The organism is Acetobacter tropicalis, from assembly GCF_030644465.1.
In the GTDB taxonomy this organism is placed as follows: Bacteria; Pseudomonadota; Alphaproteobacteria; order Acetobacterales; family Acetobacteraceae; genus Acetobacter; species Acetobacter tropicalis.
In genome coordinates this window covers 864,104-881,356 of sequence record NZ_JAUYUW010000001.1, presented here as the reverse complement: position 1 = coordinate 881,356, position 17,253 = coordinate 864,104, and the positions used below count along the sequence as shown (strand labels likewise).

The 17,253-nt window shown below is 57.0% G+C and carries 13 protein-coding genes and 1 tRNA gene; 10 read left to right on the top strand and 4 right to left on the bottom strand.

Translation table 11 applies throughout. The features are described 5' to 3' along the window. Window positions 1–182: 182 nt before the first annotated feature. Complete coding sequence (locus tag QWU00_RS03890; RefSeq protein ID WP_035382290.1) at window positions 183–1,676, bottom strand: PepSY-associated TM helix domain-containing protein; 1,494 nt, start codon at window positions 1,674–1,676, stop codon at window positions 183–185. Between the two features lie 15 nt (window positions 1,677–1,691). Then, window positions 1,692–2,024 (bottom strand): hypothetical protein, encoded by a 333-nt coding sequence (locus QWU00_RS03885; protein WP_035382289.1) that lies wholly within the window; start codon window positions 2,022–2,024, stop codon window positions 1,692–1,694. Window positions 2,025–2,153: 129 nt separating this feature from the next. Here QWU00_RS03885 and QWU00_RS03880 point away from each other — a divergent pair, with 129 nt between their 5' ends. The 7 genes from QWU00_RS03880 (at window position 2,154) to QWU00_RS03850 (ending at window position 7,701) form a co-directional block, all read left to right on the top strand. After that, window positions 2,154–4,472: a TonB-dependent receptor gene (locus QWU00_RS03880; RefSeq protein WP_035382288.1), complete on the top strand. Its 2,319-nt coding sequence runs from the start codon at window positions 2,154–2,156 to the stop codon at window positions 4,470–4,472. A gap of 252 nt (window positions 4,473–4,724) precedes the next feature. Further along, window positions 4,725–5,117, top strand: a complete 393-nt coding sequence (locus QWU00_RS03875) for a hypothetical protein (RefSeq protein WP_035382287.1) — start codon at window positions 4,725–4,727, stop codon at window positions 5,115–5,117. Then, window positions 5,114–5,530, top strand: coding sequence for a cell wall hydrolase (locus tag QWU00_RS03870; protein WP_035382286.1), 417 nt, complete (start codon window positions 5,114–5,116; stop codon window positions 5,528–5,530). The genes QWU00_RS03875 and QWU00_RS03870 overlap by 4 nt, the downstream gene beginning before the upstream one ends. Next, window positions 5,527–5,823: a hypothetical protein gene (locus QWU00_RS03865; RefSeq protein WP_052051547.1), complete on the top strand. Its 297-nt coding sequence runs from the start codon at window positions 5,527–5,529 to the stop codon at window positions 5,821–5,823. Before QWU00_RS03870 ends, QWU00_RS03865 begins: the two co-directional genes overlap by 4 nt. Before the next feature lie 65 nt (window positions 5,824–5,888). Beyond that, entirely contained in the window at window positions 5,889–6,455 is a 567-nt protein-coding gene (locus QWU00_RS03860; protein ID WP_052051546.1) for a hypothetical protein, read from the top strand. A gap of 177 nt (window positions 6,456–6,632) precedes the next feature. Next, entirely contained in the window at window positions 6,633–6,755 is a 123-nt protein-coding gene (locus QWU00_RS03855) for a hypothetical protein (protein WP_254906878.1), read from the top strand. Between the two features lie 175 nt (window positions 6,756–6,930). Beyond that, window positions 6,931–7,701, top strand: coding sequence for a hypothetical protein (locus QWU00_RS03850; protein ID WP_035382284.1), 771 nt, complete (start codon window positions 6,931–6,933; stop codon window positions 7,699–7,701). Between the two features lie 226 nt (window positions 7,702–7,927). On the opposite strand, the gene QWU00_RS03845 is transcribed toward QWU00_RS03850, so the two are convergent. Both QWU00_RS03845 and QWU00_RS03840 read right to left on the bottom strand, forming a co-directional pair. After that, on the bottom strand, window positions 7,928–9,019 hold the full coding sequence (locus QWU00_RS03845; RefSeq protein ID WP_035382283.1) for a sensor histidine kinase: 1,092 nt from the start codon (window positions 9,017–9,019) through the stop codon (window positions 7,928–7,930). A 678-nt stretch (window positions 9,020–9,697) separates the two neighbouring features. Then, window positions 9,698–9,784: transfer RNA gene (locus tag QWU00_RS03840), tRNA-Leu, on the bottom strand. A gap of 294 nt (window positions 9,785–10,078) precedes the next feature. On the opposite strand from QWU00_RS03840, the gene QWU00_RS03835 reads away from it, so the two are divergent. The 3 genes from QWU00_RS03835 (at window position 10,079) to gltB (ending at window position 17,232) form a co-directional block, all read left to right on the top strand. Next, the gene (locus QWU00_RS03835) at window positions 10,079–11,032 is read left to right on the top strand and encodes a complex I NDUFA9 subunit family protein (RefSeq protein WP_035382329.1); all 954 of its coding nucleotides are present in this window, start codon (window positions 10,079–10,081) and stop codon (window positions 11,030–11,032) included. A gap of 195 nt (window positions 11,033–11,227) precedes the next feature. After that, window positions 11,228–12,676: an NAD(P)-dependent oxidoreductase gene (locus tag QWU00_RS03830; RefSeq protein WP_035382282.1), complete on the top strand. Its 1,449-nt coding sequence runs from the start codon at window positions 11,228–11,230 to the stop codon at window positions 12,674–12,676. Continuing rightward, a complete protein-coding gene (gene gltB / locus QWU00_RS03825) occupies window positions 12,676–17,232 on the top strand; it encodes a glutamate synthase large subunit (RefSeq protein WP_035382281.1) in 4,557 nt (1,518 codons plus the stop codon). The genes QWU00_RS03830 and gltB overlap by 1 nt, the downstream gene beginning before the upstream one ends. The last annotated feature ends 21 nt before the right edge of the window (window positions 17,233–17,253 follow it).

Below are 17,253 nucleotides of genomic sequence, written 5' to 3'. Positions count from 1 at the left end.
AAGACCTTTCTCAAAGTCCCGATACAGACACAGAAAAAGTGCGAGAACAGGCCCGCAGAACCGGAGAACCTGATACGCTTTTCTCCGGCTCTGGGCGAGCGGAAAAAGCTTGCAGGTGCGGGGCTGGAGGCGTTCATGCGCCCAGAATGCGCAGGCCCACGCAACAAACATACATAGGCTGATCATGACGCGTGCCTGTGCAGTTTTCTGGCTATGATCAATGCTACCAGCCCCATGAGTATGATCAGCGCGTCCAGCGTGTAATAGCGTGTTGCATCATGCCGCCAGCCATAACTGTGGGTAAGAACGTCAACCACCGGCAGGCCGAGCGCCACAAAGGCCAGCCCTGTAAGCTGCGTGCGCCAGCAGGAGGAGGCCGTGTTTTTGAACGCGCAGACAAGCCCATGAAGGGTAGAAAGCATCCAGAGTGCGAAGAATACCTGAATTTCCGCGTGCATGCGGTCTGGCATGGGGGCGGGCAAAAGGCGGTTGGCCCATAACAACCCTGCAATGGCTAACGGAAGACCAACCAGAACCCCTATGGTCAGGCCTTCCGCTGTTTGGAACAGGATCATCTGTCCGGATGTTTTGCGGCGCTTCATCAGGAACAGCACCAGCCCACTGCCCATAAGCACGGTGCAGGCCATACCGGAGAGAAAATAAAGCCAGGACAGGAGAGGCGAGGAGAAACGGGCGTAATGCAGGCCGTGCAGGAGTTCTACCGTGCGGACAGCTGCCCCTTTCTGAATAAGGGAACTGATGAAATGTCCATCTGTACGGCTGAATGTTACCAGATCACGTGTCAGGAACAGACTGGCGTCATCATTGCGAAAAATACGGATCTGGTCTTTGGAAAATATGATCAGTTCGCACCGTTCGGCATGCATGATCTCTTGCGCACGGCTGATCAACGGCCCCAGTGGGGGCGGCATGGGGCCTGTGCGCGATGTGGGAGCCGGGGTGTTTCCTTTTGCCGGGGGTGTGGCTGGCGCAGGAACCGGAACAGCCGCCTGTTGCGCAGGCAGGAAGGGGTGCGGCGGAAGGATATCGCGCGCACGTATAACTGTGCCTGTGTAGGTGATCATGATCAGAAAAGGTAGAAATAGAACGCCGGTCACAAGGTGAGCATCCAGCCACGCACGGGGGCGTGCGCCAAAGGGACGAAACAGGATCAGATCCGGCCACATGGCCTTGATCTGAATGGCGATGCCAGAACCTACCGTAAGCAGAAGGCAGACGCCCAGCAGGGTGACAATGGTGCAGCCCAGTACCGGGCCATTGCGCAAGGCGTAGTGAAAATCAAAGAAAAACTGGCCGCCTGCTGTCTGGCGTGCCGGAAAACGGTGACCATCCACAGGGTCCAGCACCGGGCCAATAAATTCATGCCCATCATAATGTAGCACCCGGATAACCGGGTCCCGGTGGGAGGGGAGCGTTATAAAGGCAAACAGGTCTTTCTCCTGCTCCGCCACCATGGTCTCTGCTGCACGTTGCAGCGCCACGGCAGTGGGCGCAGGCGGTTTGTCCAGAGAGACTTCCGGCTGCATCCACTGGGTTATTTCTTTGTCAAACACGCTGAGCGTGCCGGTGGCAAACACGCATGTCAGCACCAACCCGGCCAGAAACCCGACCCAGCTGTGCAGCCATCCCATATGAACCCGAAATGTGTCACGCATGAAGAGCGGTGTCTTTCATGGCATGATGAGGTTACACGCAGCGATCAGGCCGCACAGCGCCAGCAAAATCCACAGCCCCCACCCATGGGTGCGTGCGCCATACCCCAGCAGCAGCAAAAGCGGCAACGCTGCCGTGGCAACCGCTTCTGCCACTGTAATGGCCACCCTGTTTTCCACACCGTCGCGCAGCACCGCATGCATGACAATAAAATGAGCGCTCAGATAGGCGAGCACGGCAGCAGTGGCCAACTGCGCCATGCGTTTGTAAACGGCATGGCGTTTTTCAATCCGCCTCCGCGAAGCAGGCGCTGCGGGGCGGGAAACGGGCTTTCTGACGGCGTCTGGCATGGGGGTGTGGTACAGCGTTTGAAAGGAGGAGGACAGGGTTTGTGGAGTGTATGACAATAAATCAATTTTGCGAATAGCTATCAATTGCGTATGAGGGGGTCAATCAAGATGCTCTTTGTGAAGGTTTGAATGATCATGACGCGATGCCTGTTCTCCCTTGGCCGGTATAGGCGTCACCTCCTGTTGGCGACTGCTATCATTGTAACAGGTGCGGGAACTGCCCGCGCGGGCGCGGCGGAAACGCCAGCGTCCAAGGGCAAAGCAATCCCTGCTGTAGCGCAGACACCTTCCCATGCGGGCAATTCGCAGCCCGCAGGATCGGACACAGCTCCTCCGCCCGCGCCCGCAGGTGCCCCGCAGGGAGAGAGCGGTGTATCATCCTCCGCCAGTGCGGACGAGCAGATTGTGGTCAAGGCCAAGCGCCGGAACCAGATGGAAGTTATCAGCGGCGGCCAGTTGGGGGCTCTGGGTACCAAGAAGGGGCTGGATGTGCCCTTCAATATCCGCAGTTATACGTCCAGCCTTATTCTCAACCAGCAATCGCAGACACTCGGGCAGGTGCTGGAGAATGATCCGTCCGTGCGCACCACTTACGGCTACGGCAATTTCTCTGAAATGTTCATTATACGCGGCTTTCCTGTGTATGGTGATGATATTGCAATCAATGGTCTGTATGGCATCACGCCGCGTCAGCTTGTTTCTCCGCAACTGTATGATCAGGTGCAGGTGCTCAACGGAGCCAGTGCGTTTCTGAACGGGGCAGCCCCCGGCGGCACTGGTATTGGTGGCAACATTAACCTCATGTTCAAACATGCGGAAAATACGCCCATTACTCGCATAACGGGAGATTATACCAGCAAGGCCACGGGGGGCGGCAGTTTGGATGTGGGGCGGCGTTTTGGGCAGGATAAAGCCTATGGGCTGCGCCTGAACGTGGCCGGGCTTTCCGGCCAGACATCCATTGATCATGAACGCAGACACAGCGCCGCAGTGGGCGCAGATTTTGACTGGCATGATGATCGCACCCGTATTTCCGTGGATATGAATTACCAGAATCAGGGCGTGGACTGGGGGCGGCCCGGTGTGTTTCTGGGCAGTGGCGTAACCCATGTGCCCCGCGTGCCGTCTCCCGCCCATAATTATGGGCAGGCCTGGACATATAACGAACTCAATTACATTTTCGGCATGCTGAACGTAGAGCATGATTTTTCAAAACATCTTACAGCCTATGCTGCTTTTGGCGGCATGGGAGGGAACGAAAAGGGGGACTATTCTTCCCTCACTCTTTCTGATGGTCGAACCGGCGCAGGCACCAGCGGCAGCATGTATGTGCCCGTTGTGCAGACCAATGAGAGTACGCGCGCCGGGGTGCGGGCCCATTTCACTACAGGGCCGGTCAAGCACGAAATGAATGCCGGTGGGTCTGGCTTGTGGGAGGAGTTTGACACTGCTTATGCCATGGCGTGGGGCTCCTCCGTGGCGACCAATCTGTATCATCCCAATTATGCGGCGCCACTGGTGCAGAATCTGGTGGGTGGGGACATCAATAATCCCAAACGCAACAGCCAGACACGCCTCTACAGCCTGTATTTTTCAGACACCATGTCCTTTTGGCATGATCGCATCGCGCTTACGGCGGGCTTCCGGTATCAGAACATGTTGATCAACGGCTACGCCTATAATGGCGGTGGGCTGACCGCCCATTATGATCGTGGTGCCATTACGCCTGTTGTCGGCCTGGTGATTCATCCAACACGTCGCACCTCCCTTTATTTCAACCGCATAGAAGGGTTGGCACAGGGGCCACGAGCCACCGGCGCGAATGTTGTCAATCTGGGGCAGATTTTCCCGCCTTACAAAAGCGTGCAGTATGAAGTGGGGGCTAAATACGATATTGGACGTTTCACGACCACACTGGCTTTTTATCAAACCTCCCAGCCCAATTCCTACACGGAACCGTATGGGAATGAGGGGGCGTTGATTTTCCGTGCAGACGGCCTGCAACGCAACCGTGGGGTGGAGTTGAATATTAACGGGCAGATACTGCCCGGCCTGCGGTTTAACGGTGGTGCAACGCTGATTGATGCACAGTTGCGGCGTACGGCAGGGGGAGAAAATAATGGCCATAGCGCCATTGGTGTGCCGAATTATACCATTAACGGTAATCTGGAATATGATCTGCCTTTCCTGAAAGGGGGCACTGTGGTCGGGCGGGTGGTCAATACCGGCAAACAGTGGGTCAATACCGCCAATACGCTGCATCTGCCTGTCTGGACACGGTTTGATCTGGGCGTGCGTTATACGTTTGCGGTGCAACATAAACCGCTTACCTTGCGTTTTGGCGTGGATAACATTGCAAACACCCGTTACTGGTCATCCGCGTTCAATGGCTATCTATTGCAGGGCCTGCCAAGAACATTCAAATTCTCCTTCACGGCAGATTTGTAAAAAACGGGAAGACAGTATCAGGCGCATACGTTACGGGCGGCTTTTCAGCCTTTCTTTTTGACAGTCGCCCCCCGGCCCCTGCCGTGTTGCTCCAGGGAGGTGTCTCCCTACCGTGCGAGCAATTTCAACAATAAGCTTGAGCCCGCGCGTGGTCAGTCTTAGGACAGAACCAGATTGGGAGATGTCTGTTACAGACACTTCTGTTTTTGAAACCACCCTTCGGGGTGGTTTTTCTGTTTCTGGATAGACATCATGCAAGATAATCGATGCGCAACGGCGGAGGAAGTCGCTGTTCTGCGTGAACGTGTGGCGCGGGTGGAAGGCGGCCATGATCATCTGCGCGATGGTCTGGACATCCTTTCGCGCCAGTTTTCTGAATTGCGGCGGGATCTGACACAGGCTGTAGATGATAATGCGGCCTGCACGCGGCAGGAGATTATGAGCCGTGTTGATGCCATGAGCCGCAATACACACCGGCGCGATGCGGAAGTTTCTGATCGGCTTGCCCGCATAGAAGGCGGAATCCGTCTGGCAAACTGGATTACTGTAACGGTGATTGCAGGCGCAACCACATTGCTGAGTTGGGCGCAGATGGGGGATGCCCTGTGGCGTTTCTGGACGCATTTTCTGGCAGGTGGTGCATGAGGACGCCTGTGGATATTGCCGCCCGTACGGCATGGGGGGAAGCCAGAGGCGAGGGTGCGCAGGGTATGCAGGCCGTACTGAACGTGGTGCATAACCGCGTGGCCCAGCCGGGATGGTGGGGGCGGGATGTAATCTCTGTCTGCCGTGCGCCATCCCAGTTTTCCTGCTGGAGAACACAGGATCCAAACCGGACAAAACTTCTGACCGTAACTGCAGAAAATCCACAGTTTCATGAAGCCCTGTTACTAGCGTTTCAGATGGAGCTGGGGCAACTGCCGGATCTGACAGATGGCGCGGATCATTACTTTGATTGCCGTACACCGCCGCCCTTCTGGGCGCGTGGCAGGTTTTACAGAAAAACAATTGGTCATCACGCGTTTTATCGGGTGGGCCTTAAGGGGGATGGATCATGAAGCAGGCTCTTGTCACCGGAGGGAAGATCAGCGGTATTGTTGCGCTTGTTCCCCTTCTGGTTTCTGAAGTTCCCGCACCGTGGGATACAGTTTTATGCACAATCGTGATTATCTGCGGGGCCATTGCCACGGCGGTACCCGCGCCGCAGACCGGGTCTGGCTGGATGATGGCCTATAAACTGGTTTCTGTTATCGGCCTGAATTTTGGGTGGGCCGCCAACCATCTTGCGGCGGGGCAGCATACGGTGCCGCAGCCGCAGGCACCTGATACGTCAGGCAAAGCCAGACAGTAGTTTTCCTTTTTCAGATGCACAATAACAGGCCGCCTCAGGGCGGCTTTTTTTATGGAGCAAGATGTATGAAGCAGATTTCACGCCGCGGGGTGATACGGTCAGGTGGTCTGGCCTGCCTGGGGAGTGTGCTGACAGCCTGCACGGTGACCACCAAAGGGGCTGTAACATCCTTGACTTTGGATGTAGGCAAAGTGGAGGCCTATGCGCAGGCTGGATATAATTTTGCACAGATGGTTCTGGCTGTGCCCAATGTGGTGCAGGCGCTGGGCGCACCCGCCGTTGCAGTTGTAGAAGTGTGTGCGAAAAATGTTCTGGCTGCTCTGGATGTTCTAGAAAAAGATGCGCATGGAAGCCTGACTGTTTCTTACAATTCGGCCTCTGTCAAACAGGCATTTCAGTCCATTCTGGCTGATTTTCAAACCGTCATTACGGCTGCTACAACGCTGTTGCACGCACAGGTGAAGGGAGACCTCTCCCCCACGGTTCAGAGCAGACTTGCCCTTGGCGTGACTGCGGCGGAAACCATTGTGTCTCTCATGCAGGCCATGGTGAGCATGAGCAGTCGGGCAGAGGAAAGAGTGCCGCGTATGAGTGAGAGCGCAGCCCTTGCTGTGCTCGGAGTGCGTCTGTGATGGGGCTGCATGCTCTGCTATGTACTTTGGCAGGTATGGGTAGCCAGACCATGCTGGTTATTCTGTTTGTCTTGTGTCGGCGTCAGCAGCAATGGCCGGATGCCTGATGTGATTGCAGGGGCGGGAACAACAGGTGCAGGCAAACGTTGTGTCATGATAGCAACAAGGAATGAGACAATGGAAAAACTCTCTGAAGATTTTCAGAAACGGCAGAAACCAGCCGCGCGGGTTATTGTGTCCGTGAGCGTGGCGCTGGCCGTGTTCTTCATGATGGTGGCCAAGGCACTACGGAATAAATAAGGCCCTCGAAAGTGTGACCATGCTTTCCTTGTCCGGAGAGTATTTCCGCTTTTTAAACTACGTTTTTATCAGAGAAACGTAGCCGGACAGGCAGGTGTGCTGCCTGTCTGATTCTGCGCCGCAAAGAGATGTCAGCCTGACACTTGATGCGGCGTTATTTTTTTTCAGGATACCTATGCAAAGAAAATTGGGATGTCGGCCTGCGGAGCGTCGGGCCGGGCAACCGCGGCTGTCCGGTTTGCGGATGATGGCGCGAAAGGCTCCCGCGCGTCTGGTGCGTGACCATGTTGATCCGGCCCCTCTCTTGTTGGGGAACGACCGGGTGGGGGACTGCACATCGGTCGGGCTGGCCAACCATATTCGGGCCACGGCAGCGCTTGCCGGATTTCAGGTGGCCGTAACAGAGCAGGATGCCCTTCGTTTCTATAGTCTTTCTACAGGCTATGACCCCTCCCGCCCCGTAACGGATCAAGGGGGAATGGAGGTGGATGTTCTGGCCTGTGCCGGGCGTACCGGATACGGACTGGCCACGCAGACGTTCTACCCTTTGTGGGGCACGGCGGAGGAGGGGGACTTTAACACCCTACGCTTGATTGTTGCGGGCCTTGGTGCGGCCTACGTGGGGGTGCAACTGGCGCTGGCTGATCAGGCTCCGGGCGTGTGGGACACTCTTACGCCGGGAGACCAGCGGCCCGGTTCCTGGGGTGGGCATTGTGTGCTGGTCTGGGATTATGCCGGAACGGCGGATGATGAGCTGGTCACGCTGCTTACGTGGGGGACGCGCCAGAAATGCACATGGCGCTGGCTGCGCTCCCGCCTGATGGAAGTGCATGGCGTGTTATGGCCGCAACTCATGCTGCCGGGCGGCCTTTACCCAACAGGGGATGATCTGGAAAAGCTGCGGGCTGAGAATGCTGCTTTTCTGGGGGCGGTTTTAAGCTGCTGACATAATCCCCCAAAACTGTACCCGCTATCCACAGGCTTACCCACGCAACCATCCGCAGAATCTGGGGATAAGTGGAAAAGCTGCCTGCTCTGTTCGGGCAGGCTGGCGTGCCCAGCGCTAGGGAGTGCGTTGGCGCGGTGGTTTCTGCAAACCTGAAATCTGTCGTGCAAACGGGATCGGAAGGGAGGTATGGTCCCTGTACCTGAAAGAGTATTGGTCCCTGTGTTCAGAGCGCCTCCGACGAGACGCGCTCTGCGGAGGGGAGCGTAGGTTGGTGGGGGAAGCAGAGAGTGACAATCAACCCTTTCGGCTGCCAGTCTTTTGTAACCTCTCCTTTTGCAGAAGAAATAAGGCGCCCAAGCAAGCCACTACCAAAGCCGACTGCATGCGGAGGGGCAGAAACAGGTGGGCCGCCCGTTTCCTTCCATTTGAAACGTAGGTGATGGTCTTCCTGCGCCCATTCGAGGGAGACAAGGCCATGGCAACTGCTCAAAGCGCCATACTTCATGGAGTTTGTCGCCAGTTCATGAAAAATGAGGGAAAACCGGGTGACTTCATTTTTGGCAACGCTGATGGGGGCTCCATGCAGTGCACAGCGTGTTCCGTAAGGTTGCAGCACGGCTTGCAGAATGCCGTGTAAATCCATGGCCTCGGCCTGAAGCGGATCATCCCCTTTTGCATGGCGCGCCAGAGAGGAGACACGGGCAAGGGCACAGAGTTTTCTTTTTAAAATATGGGTTGCGCTTTCCGTGGCGTCAGGGTGTGAGGCTTCTTCTTCAGAAAGGGTGACAAGCCCGTTTACAACGGCAAAAAGATTGCCAATGCGGTGATGCATTTCCTGTGTCAGCATGCGTTCCCGCTCAAGCGCATGCTCCAGTTTCAGCCGCAGTGTGGTGGTTTGCGTGATGTCACGGGAGACACATAAAATAGTGGCCGTGTTTCCAGAAGCAGCAATCTGGGGGATGAGAATATTATCCCAATACATAAATCCATCTTTCACACGGCTTTTGCCCTGAAAGCGGGCTTTTTCACCGCGTGCGGCTTTCTTGAGCGCCCTTTCTCCTTCCTCATGGACTTCGGGCGGCAGAAGGGACAGCCACGGCATGCCAAAGCCCGTATGTTGCGGAACATTCAGTGCCTGACATCCTGCGCGATTCATCATCAGAAGAGTGCCATCGAGCGCTAACACCTTGATGCAGTCTGGTGTGGCATCAAGCATGGCGTTTTGCATATCAGGAAGCGCAATGGGAGAGGCCGTCTTCAAGGCAGGAAAAAGAGTCTTGGCATATGTCTCGGCTGCTTTTTCCATATTTTCCATGTTCAGCTCTGTGTGGATAGGCGGGAGAGGACGCGGTGACCTTTGAATATTAGGGTTTCATGAAAAAATGGCAATATTTTGCAGGTAAAGAAAGAGTAAAGAAAATATTAAAATTAGTTTCCGTTATATTCATTATGGATAAACACTGATTAAATTTCTCATGACATAGTCAAGAATATCGGGAAATGACGCGGAATGTCAGCAGATCCGTTATTTTTGTTTATTTTTATTATGAATATTCCATCTGCACTGTCAGCATAGCCGGAAGGGTGTTCAGAGTAGGCAACTTACGTCTCTCTGTGCCGGAGTCTGTATGAAAAATCAGCCGTAAAAAGAGGGGCTGGATTTTGTGGGCGGAAAAACAGGAGTTGAGAGCTTGGAGTCCGGAAAGCATCAGGGAAAGCTGGCGCTTCTAAGTGGTAAAAAATAGCCTCTGGTTGACCTGACAGAGTCTTACGCAGTGTCTTGGGTTGGAGAGTGCTATGCTGTCATTGACTTACGCGGGACAGGTTAACCCAGACAAAGTCAACCACGCAGAGGCGCGAAGGGTGTCTTACGCACATTTTACGAAATCAAAATTGTAAAATAAGAGGGGGTGGGTGTAATTTGGTAAGTGAACCAGTCACTCGACCAAATTACACCAAACCCTGTAAACATTCGCAGTAAACTGCGATATGTTGGTGCCCAGAAGAAGACTCGAACTTCCACGACCTTGCGGCCACAGATACCTGAAACCTGCGCGTCTACCAATTCCGCCATCTGGGCTCAGAGGCAACCCGGAGTGTTCCGGGGTGGTGAAGGGGGATTTACTCTGCCTTTAAGGGGCCGTCAACAGAGAAAATGAAAAATATCTGACAGATTTGTGTGGTGCCGCGCTCTGGCCCTGTGGAGTGGAATGGAACACAGTCTGAAACGCCCGCCTGCCAAAGGCTTTTGGCCGTATTTCAAAGGGGTGGGCAGGAGCCAGAGGGCGGACCGAAACGTGACGGCGCGCACTAAAAGATTAAGGCGTGCCGGACGCCCCCAGCCCTGATGAGGGAAGCAGAAGGTTTTTTGGGAATGAGCACAGGTAAGATAGCAACAGTTCTGGGTGGCAATGGCTTTGTTGGGCAGTATGTGGTCCAGAATCTGGCCGAGGCCGGCTATACCGTAAGGGTGGCCAGCAGGCGGCCCGACCGTGCAACTCTTCTGCGCCCCCTGGGGCGGGTGGGGCAGATTGCGCCTTTCTATGCCTCCGTGCTGGATGATGCTTCCGTGGCCTGCGTGGTGGAAGGCGCGTCCATCGTCGTCAATCTGGTAGGTGTGCTGGGCTCCACATCCCGGCAGGGGCTGGAGGCCGTGAATGTGCTGGGCGCTGAGCGTGTGGCGCGTCTTTCCGCCGCTGCCGGTGTGGACAGTTTTGTTCAGATGTCCGCCCTGGGGGCTTCTCCCTCAGCCGCTTCCGCTTACGGGCGTAGTCGCGCTGCCGGGGAGGATGCTGTCAGACGCCATATTCCGCACGCCTCGATCGTGCGGCCCTCCATTATCTTTGGCCCGGAGGATCATTTCTTCAACCTGTTCGGCACGATGGCCCGCTATCTGCCGATCTTGCCGGTCTATGGCGCCAACACCCGTGTGCAGCCGGTTTTTGTAGGAGACGTGGCGCAGGCACTGGCCCGCATTGCGTTGGATACCACGCTTGCGGGAAAAATCTGGTCTCTGGGCGGGCCGGAAGTTCTCACCATGCGGCAGATTTATCAGTGGGTGCTCAAGGAAACGCAGCGTGACCGCCTGCTGTTTACTGTGCCTTCTGCGCTGGCATCCTTGCAGGCCAGTATTTTTGAGCGGCTGCCGGGCAAGCTGATCACGCGTGATCAGTTGCGGATGTTGTCCGAGGATAATGTGGTGCCCCCCGACCAGCCGGGATTTGAGGAACTTGGTATCGCGCCGCGCAGTATTGAGAACACCGTGCCCTTCTATCTGGACCGATATCGGGCTGGCGGCGGTCGATCTGGTGTTATGGTTCCAGAATAAGAGGTTAGGGGTATATAGGTCCGTTTTGATACTTAAATCATATAGGATTTTTGGTTTATTTTGATCTGAATCGGCAAAAAAGAAAGAAAGGACAGCAATGCTGTCTTTTCATTGCATGGGGTAAGGCGCTACCTGAGGTTCGCTTGTCTGGGGGCGAGGTCTGTCTTGACGCGCCCTTTCTTCGGGAATTGCCGCATGACCACACCGATGCTGAAATTTGTCTCTGTTGCGCAGCAGCAGCCTGAAAAACGGACCGCCCAGAACCGGCGGGCCGATTTCGATGAGATTTATGAAGATTTCAAACCGGTTAAGGCAGCGGAACAGGCCAGCCGATGCTCCCAGTGCGGCGTGCCGTTCTGTTCCGTGCATTGCCCGCTAGGCAACAATATCCCCGATTGGCTGATGCTGACCGCAAACGGTCGGCTGGAGGAGGCGTATGAGGTCTCTTCCGCCACCAACACGTTTCCTGAAATCTGTGGCCGCATCTGTCCGCAGGATCGCCTGTGCGAAGGCAACTGCGTGATTGAACCCGGTTTTGAAAGCGTGACCATTGGTGCTGTGGAGCGGTACATTACCGATACCGCGTTTGAGAACGGATGGGTCAAGCCCACCCGCCCGCTGCGCGAACGGCCGGAATCCGTTGGTATTGTGGGTGCTGGCCCGGCAGGGCTTGCTGCGGCGGAACGCCTGCGCGCCGTTGGGTATCAGGTGCATGTGTATGATCGGTATGACCGCGTAGGCGGCCTGCTGGTCTATGGTATTCCCGGTTTCAAGCTGGAGAAGGACATTGTCTCCCGCCGCCACAGGCTGCTGGAAGACAGTGGCGTCACCTTCCATCTGGGGCAGGGTGTTGGAGACGCGGAAGGCGAGATCCCGTTTGCGGACCTGCGCAAGAAGCATGAAGCCTTGCTGATTGCCACTGGCGTGTACAAGGCCCGTGAAATTGGTGGCCCCGGTGCTGGCCTGCCCGGCATTGAACGCGCGCTGGATTATCTGACCGCCTCCAACCGTCGTTCTCTGGGTGATACATTGCCTGATGATGCCAGAGGGCTGGATGCCGCAGGTAAGAACGTGGTGGTGCTGGGTGGTGGGGATACCGCCATGGACTGCGTGCGCACCGCCATCCGGCAAGGGGCAAAATCCGTGAAATGCCTCTACCGGCGTGACAAGGCCAATATGCCGGGCTCCGCACGGGAAGTAAAAAATGCGGAAGAGGAAGGTGTGGAGTTTGTCTGGCTGGCCGCCCCGGAAGCGTTTCTGGGTGATGACCATGTGACAGGCGTGCGCGCCACCCGCATGAAGCTGGGCATGGCGGACCCTACGGGCCGTCAGTCCGTTGAGCCGTTGGAAGGCAGTTCTTTCACGCTGGATGCGGATCTGGTCATCACGGCGCTGGGGTTTGATCCGGAACCCCTGCCGCAGTTGTGGGGGCAGCCTGATCTGGCAGTTTCGCGCTGGGGTACGCTCAAGGTGCGGCAGGACAGCTTCATGACCACCCTGCCGGGCGTGTTTGCCGCGGGTGATATTGTGCGCGGCGCCAGCCTTGTGGTGTGGGCCATCCGGGATGGGCGGGATGCCGCCGAACGCATTCATAAATGGATTAAAGCAAACGCATCGGCCGATGCCGTGGCGGAGCAGGGGTAATGGATATGGACAAGCTCCCGAACACCGGAATGGGTGAAAGCGCCGAGGCTTTTCTGGAAGCATGGGACAACAACGTTGCCGCGCTTGAAGGGCTGTATGACCCTGCGGATGAACGTGATTCCTGCGGCGTTGGTCTGATTGCCGCCCTTGATGGCAAAAGCCGGCGTGATGTGGTGGAAGCTGGCATTGCCGCGCTGAGTGCCATCTGGCACCGTGGCGCGGTGGATGCTGACGGCAAAACGGGTGACGGCGCAGGGATTCACGTTGAAATTCCGCAGGATTTCTTTGCCGATGCCATCACCAGTACGGGTGATCAGCCTGAAGACGGCACCATTATTGCTGTGGGGCAGGTGTTTCTGCCCAAGACGGACCTGACCGCGCAGGAACAGTGCCGCCAGATTATTGAAACCGAGATTCTGGCGTTTGGTTACGGCATTTACGGCTGGCGTCAGGTGCCGATTGATACGTCCTGCATTGGGGAAAAGGCGAACGCCACCCGGCCGGAAATTGAACAGATCATGATCCGCAATCTGCCCGGCAAGGCGGAAGATGCGTTTGAGCGTGATCTGTACGTCATCCGGCGCAAGATCGAGAAAGCGGCCATTGCGGCGCAGGTGGACCTGTATATCTGCTCGCTCTCCTGCCGTTCGATCATCTACAAGGGGATGTTCCTGGCCGAGCATCTGACCGAGTTCTATCCGGATCTTCTGGACAAGCGCTTTGTCAGCCGGTTTGCCATTTATCACCAGCGCTATTCTACAAACACCTTCCCCACATGGAAGCTGGCGCAGCCATTCCGGCGGCTGGCCCATAACGGGGAAATCAACACCATTTCCGGTAACGTCAACTGGATGAAAAGCCATGAAACACGGCTGTCTCATCCAGAGCTTGACCCGTGGATGGAGGATATCAAACCGCTGGTGCAGGCGGGTGGGTCTGATACCGCCATTCTGGATAACGTGTTTGAACTGCTGACCTTCTCCGGGCGGGACGCGCCTGCGGCCAAGGCGCTGATGGTGCCTGCCAGCGTGGGGGGCAATTCCTCCATGAAGCAGTCCCACCGGGACATGTTTGCCTATTGCAACGCCGTGATGGAACCGTGGGATGGCCCCGCTGCCCTGTGCGCCACGGATGGCCGGTGGGTGATTGCCGGACTGGACCGTTCCGGCCTGCGCCCCCTGCGCTATACCGTAACGGCTGATGGCCTGCTGATTGTAGGGTCTGAAACCGGCATGGTGCGGGTGCCCGAAGCCAATGTGGTCAAGCGTGGCCGCCTTGGGCCGGGTGACGTGATTGGCGTGGACCTGCAAACACCCAAACTGTATGGCAATGAAGAACTGCTGGATCTTCTGGCCGCCCGTCAGGAATTTTCCTCCTGGGTGGGGCGTATCCAGAAAATTGGTTCCATTGTGCGCTCTGATGTGACCGAGCCTGTGAATTATCAGGGCGAGGAACTGCGCCGCCGCCAGTTGGCCGTTGGCACCACGCTGGAAGATCTGGAAACCATCCTGCAACCCATGGTTGAAAATGGCACGGAAGCCATTGGCTCCATGGGGGATGATACGCCACTGGCCGTGCTTTCTCCCCGTTATCGGGGTCTGGCGCATTATTTCCGTCAGGGGTTCAGTCAGGTTACCAACCCGCCGATCGACTCCCTGCGGGAATCACGGGTGATGAGCCTAGCCACCCGGTTGGGCAATCTGGGCAATATTCTGGATCAGTCTGCTGACCAGTGTGAAATGCTGCAACTGCCCAGCCCGGTTCTGACCTCTGGCGAGTATGAATCCCTGCGGGCGTTCTGCGGTGCTTCTGGCTGCGTGATTGACTGCACCTTCCCGGTAAAGGATGGCGAGACAGGGCTGCGCGAAGCCATTGCCCGTATCCGGCGTGAGGCGGAAGAAGCCGTGCGCGGCGGGTGCACGCATGTGTTCCTGAGTGACGAGAACCAGTCTCCCAGCCGTGCCTATATTCCCATGATTCTGGCCACTGGCGCGGTGCACACGCATCTGGTGCGTACATCCCTGCGGACTTTCACGTCCCTGAACGTGCGGACCTCCACAGCGCTTGATGTACACGCCATTGCCGTCACGATCGGGGTAGGGGCCACCACGGTTAACCCGTATCTGGCGCAGGAATGTATCGCAGACCGGCATCGCCGGGGCCTGTTTGGCACGTTCAGCCTGCGTGAATGCATGGAACGCTACCGCAAGGCGGTGGACAAGGGTCTGCTCAAGATCATGTCCAAAATGGGCATTTCCATTGTGGCGTCTTACCGTGGTGGGTGCAATTTTGAAGCGGTCGGTCTTTCCCGCGCGCTGACGGCGGAATTCTTCCCCGGCATGCCGTCCCGTATTTCGGGTATCGGCCTCTCTGGTATTGCCCGCAATGTGCTGACCTTCCATGGCGAGGCATGGGATGCCACAACCCTCGCCCTGCCGGTGGGCGGCCTGTATAAAATGCGGCGCAGTGGGGAGCAGCACGCGTTTGATGGCACGCTGATCCATATGCTGCAAACCGCAGTGGCCACGGACAGTTTTACCATCTACAAACGCTATGCGGATGCCGTGAGGGCGCAGCCCCCTGTGGCCTTGCGGGATCTGCTGGATTTCCGTGAAGGGCGTACGCCTATTCCGGTAGATGAAGTGGAAAGCATCACTCTGCTGCGCAAGCGGCTGATTGCGCCTGCCATTTCGCTGGGCGCGCTGAGCCCCGAAGCGCATGAAACGCTCTCCATCGCCATGAACCGCATTGGCGCGAAGTCTGATTCCGGTGAAGGTGGGGAAGACCCGGCACGCGCCAAGCCGCGCCCGAACGGTGATAACGCATCCTCCGCCATCAAGCAGGTGGCATCCGGCCGCTTCGGGGTGACTGCGCAGTATCTAAATGACTGCCGTGAGCTTGAAATCAAGGTGGCGCAGGGTGCTAAACCGGGTGAAGGCGGGCAGCTTCCCGGCTTCAAGGTGACGCAGCTTATTGCCAAGCTGCGCCATGCTACGCCGGGTGTGACGCTGATCTCTCCGCCGCCGCACCACGATATTTATTCCATCGAGGATCTGGCGCAGCTTATCTATGATCTGAAGCAGATCAATCCGGAGGCGACTGTCACCGTCAAGCTGGTGGCGCGGTCTGGCATTGGCACCATTGCTGCAGGTGTGGCCAAGGCGAAAGCTGATGCCATCCTCATTTCCGGTCATTCCGGCGGCACAGGGGCCAGCCCGCAGACATCCGTGAAATATGCGGGCCTGCCGTGGGAACTGGGTCTGGCGGAAGCGCATCAGGTGCTGATGCTCAACCGTCTGCGCCACCGCGTGAAGCTGCGCACGGATGGCGGTATCAAGACCGGGCGTGACGTGGTGATTGCCGCCATGCTGGGGGCTGAGGAGTTTGGTATTGGCACGGCCAGCCTTGTGGCCATGGGCTGCATCATGGTGCGGCAGTGCCACTCCAACACCTGCCCGGTGGGTGTGTGCTCTCAGGATGAAGAACTGCGCAAGAAGTTTGAAGGCACGCCGGAGAAGGTGATCAACCTGTTCTCCTTCATTGCAGAAGATGTGCGCAATATTCTGGCGTCTCTGGGCTTCCGCACCCTGAACGAGGTGATCGGCCGGACCGATCTGTTGCGGCAGGTCTCCCGTGGTGCGGATTATCTGGATGATCTGGACCTGAACTCTCTGCTCTCTCAGGCAGATCCGGGGCCGTTTGCCCGTTACTGCACGCTGGATGGCCGGAACGAGGTGCCGGACACGCTGGATGCGCAGATGATCAGTGATGCCAAGCCGCTGTTTGACCACGGGGAGAAAATGCAGCTGCACTACAATGTGCAGAACACGCAGCGCGCCATTGGCACGCGCATGTCCTCCCTGATTGTGCGGCAGTTTGGCATGAAAACGCTGGCGCCGGGCCACCTTACGGTGCGGTTGCGCGGCTCTGCCGGGCAGTCTCTGGGGGCGTTTGCGGTGCAGGGCATCAAGCTGGAAGTGCTGGGGGACGCCAACGATTACGTGGGCAAGGGCCTTTCCGGCGCCACCATCAGTGTGCGGCCGTCTCCGTCCTCGCTGCTGGTGTGCAACCAGAACGCCATTATCGGCAATACGGTGCTGTATGGCGCCACGGCGGGCGAGCTTTACGCCGCAGGCCAGGCTGGTGAGCGCTTTGCCGTGCGTAACTCTGGCGCGGTTGCCGTGATTGAAGGCTGTGGGTCTAACGCCTGTGAATACATGACAGGCGGCACAGTGGTGATTCTTGGGCCTATTGGTGACAATTTTGGCGCGGGCTTTACCGGCGGCATGGCCTTTGTGCTGGATGATGACAACAGCTTTGAACGCAAGGTGAATCCGGAGTCTCTGCTCTGGACGCGCGTTGCACAGGGCGAATGGGCAGATAAACTGAAAGCATTGGTGGAACGCCACGTTGAAGAAACGGGCTCCCCCTACGCCACCATGCTGCTGCACAAGTGGGATGAGGTTCTGCCGCGCTTCTGGCAGATTGTCCCGCAGGATTATGCGCGGATTATCGGCTTTGAGGTGCCGCAGGAAGCGCAGAAACAGTCTGCCTGAACAGGCCGCAAGGCACACTGA

Bases quoted from the DNA above. Each gene is read 5' to 3' on its own strand.
- QWU00_RS03890 (WP_035382290.1), bottom strand. From the start codon at position 1,676: ATGCGTGACACATTTCGGGTTCATATGGGATGGCTGCACAGCTGGGTC.
- QWU00_RS03885 (WP_035382289.1), bottom strand. From the start codon at position 2,024: ATGCCAGACGCCGTCAGAAAGCCCGTTTCCCGCCCCGCAGCGCCTGCT.
- QWU00_RS03880 (WP_035382288.1), top strand. From the start codon at position 2,154: ATGATCATGACGCGATGCCTGTTCTCCCTTGGCCGGTATAGGCGTCAC.
- QWU00_RS03875 (WP_035382287.1), top strand. From the start codon at position 4,725: ATGCAAGATAATCGATGCGCAACGGCGGAGGAAGTCGCTGTTCTGCGT.
- QWU00_RS03870 (WP_035382286.1), top strand. From the start codon at position 5,114: ATGAGGACGCCTGTGGATATTGCCGCCCGTACGGCATGGGGGGAAGCC.
- QWU00_RS03865 (WP_052051547.1), top strand. From the start codon at position 5,527: ATGAAGCAGGCTCTTGTCACCGGAGGGAAGATCAGCGGTATTGTTGCG.
- QWU00_RS03860 (WP_052051546.1), top strand. From the start codon at position 5,889: ATGAAGCAGATTTCACGCCGCGGGGTGATACGGTCAGGTGGTCTGGCC.
- QWU00_RS03855 (WP_254906878.1), top strand. From the start codon at position 6,633: ATGGAAAAACTCTCTGAAGATTTTCAGAAACGGCAGAAACCAGCCGCG.
- QWU00_RS03850 (WP_035382284.1), top strand. From the start codon at position 6,931: ATGCAAAGAAAATTGGGATGTCGGCCTGCGGAGCGTCGGGCCGGGCAA.
- QWU00_RS03845 (WP_035382283.1), bottom strand. From the start codon at position 9,019: ATGGAAAATATGGAAAAAGCAGCCGAGACATATGCCAAGACTCTTTTT.
- QWU00_RS03835 (WP_035382329.1), top strand. From the start codon at position 10,079: ATGAGCACAGGTAAGATAGCAACAGTTCTGGGTGGCAATGGCTTTGTT.
- QWU00_RS03830 (WP_035382282.1), top strand. From the start codon at position 11,228: ATGACCACACCGATGCTGAAATTTGTCTCTGTTGCGCAGCAGCAGCCT.
- gltB (WP_035382281.1), top strand. From the start codon at position 12,676: ATGGATATGGACAAGCTCCCGAACACCGGAATGGGTGAAAGCGCCGAG.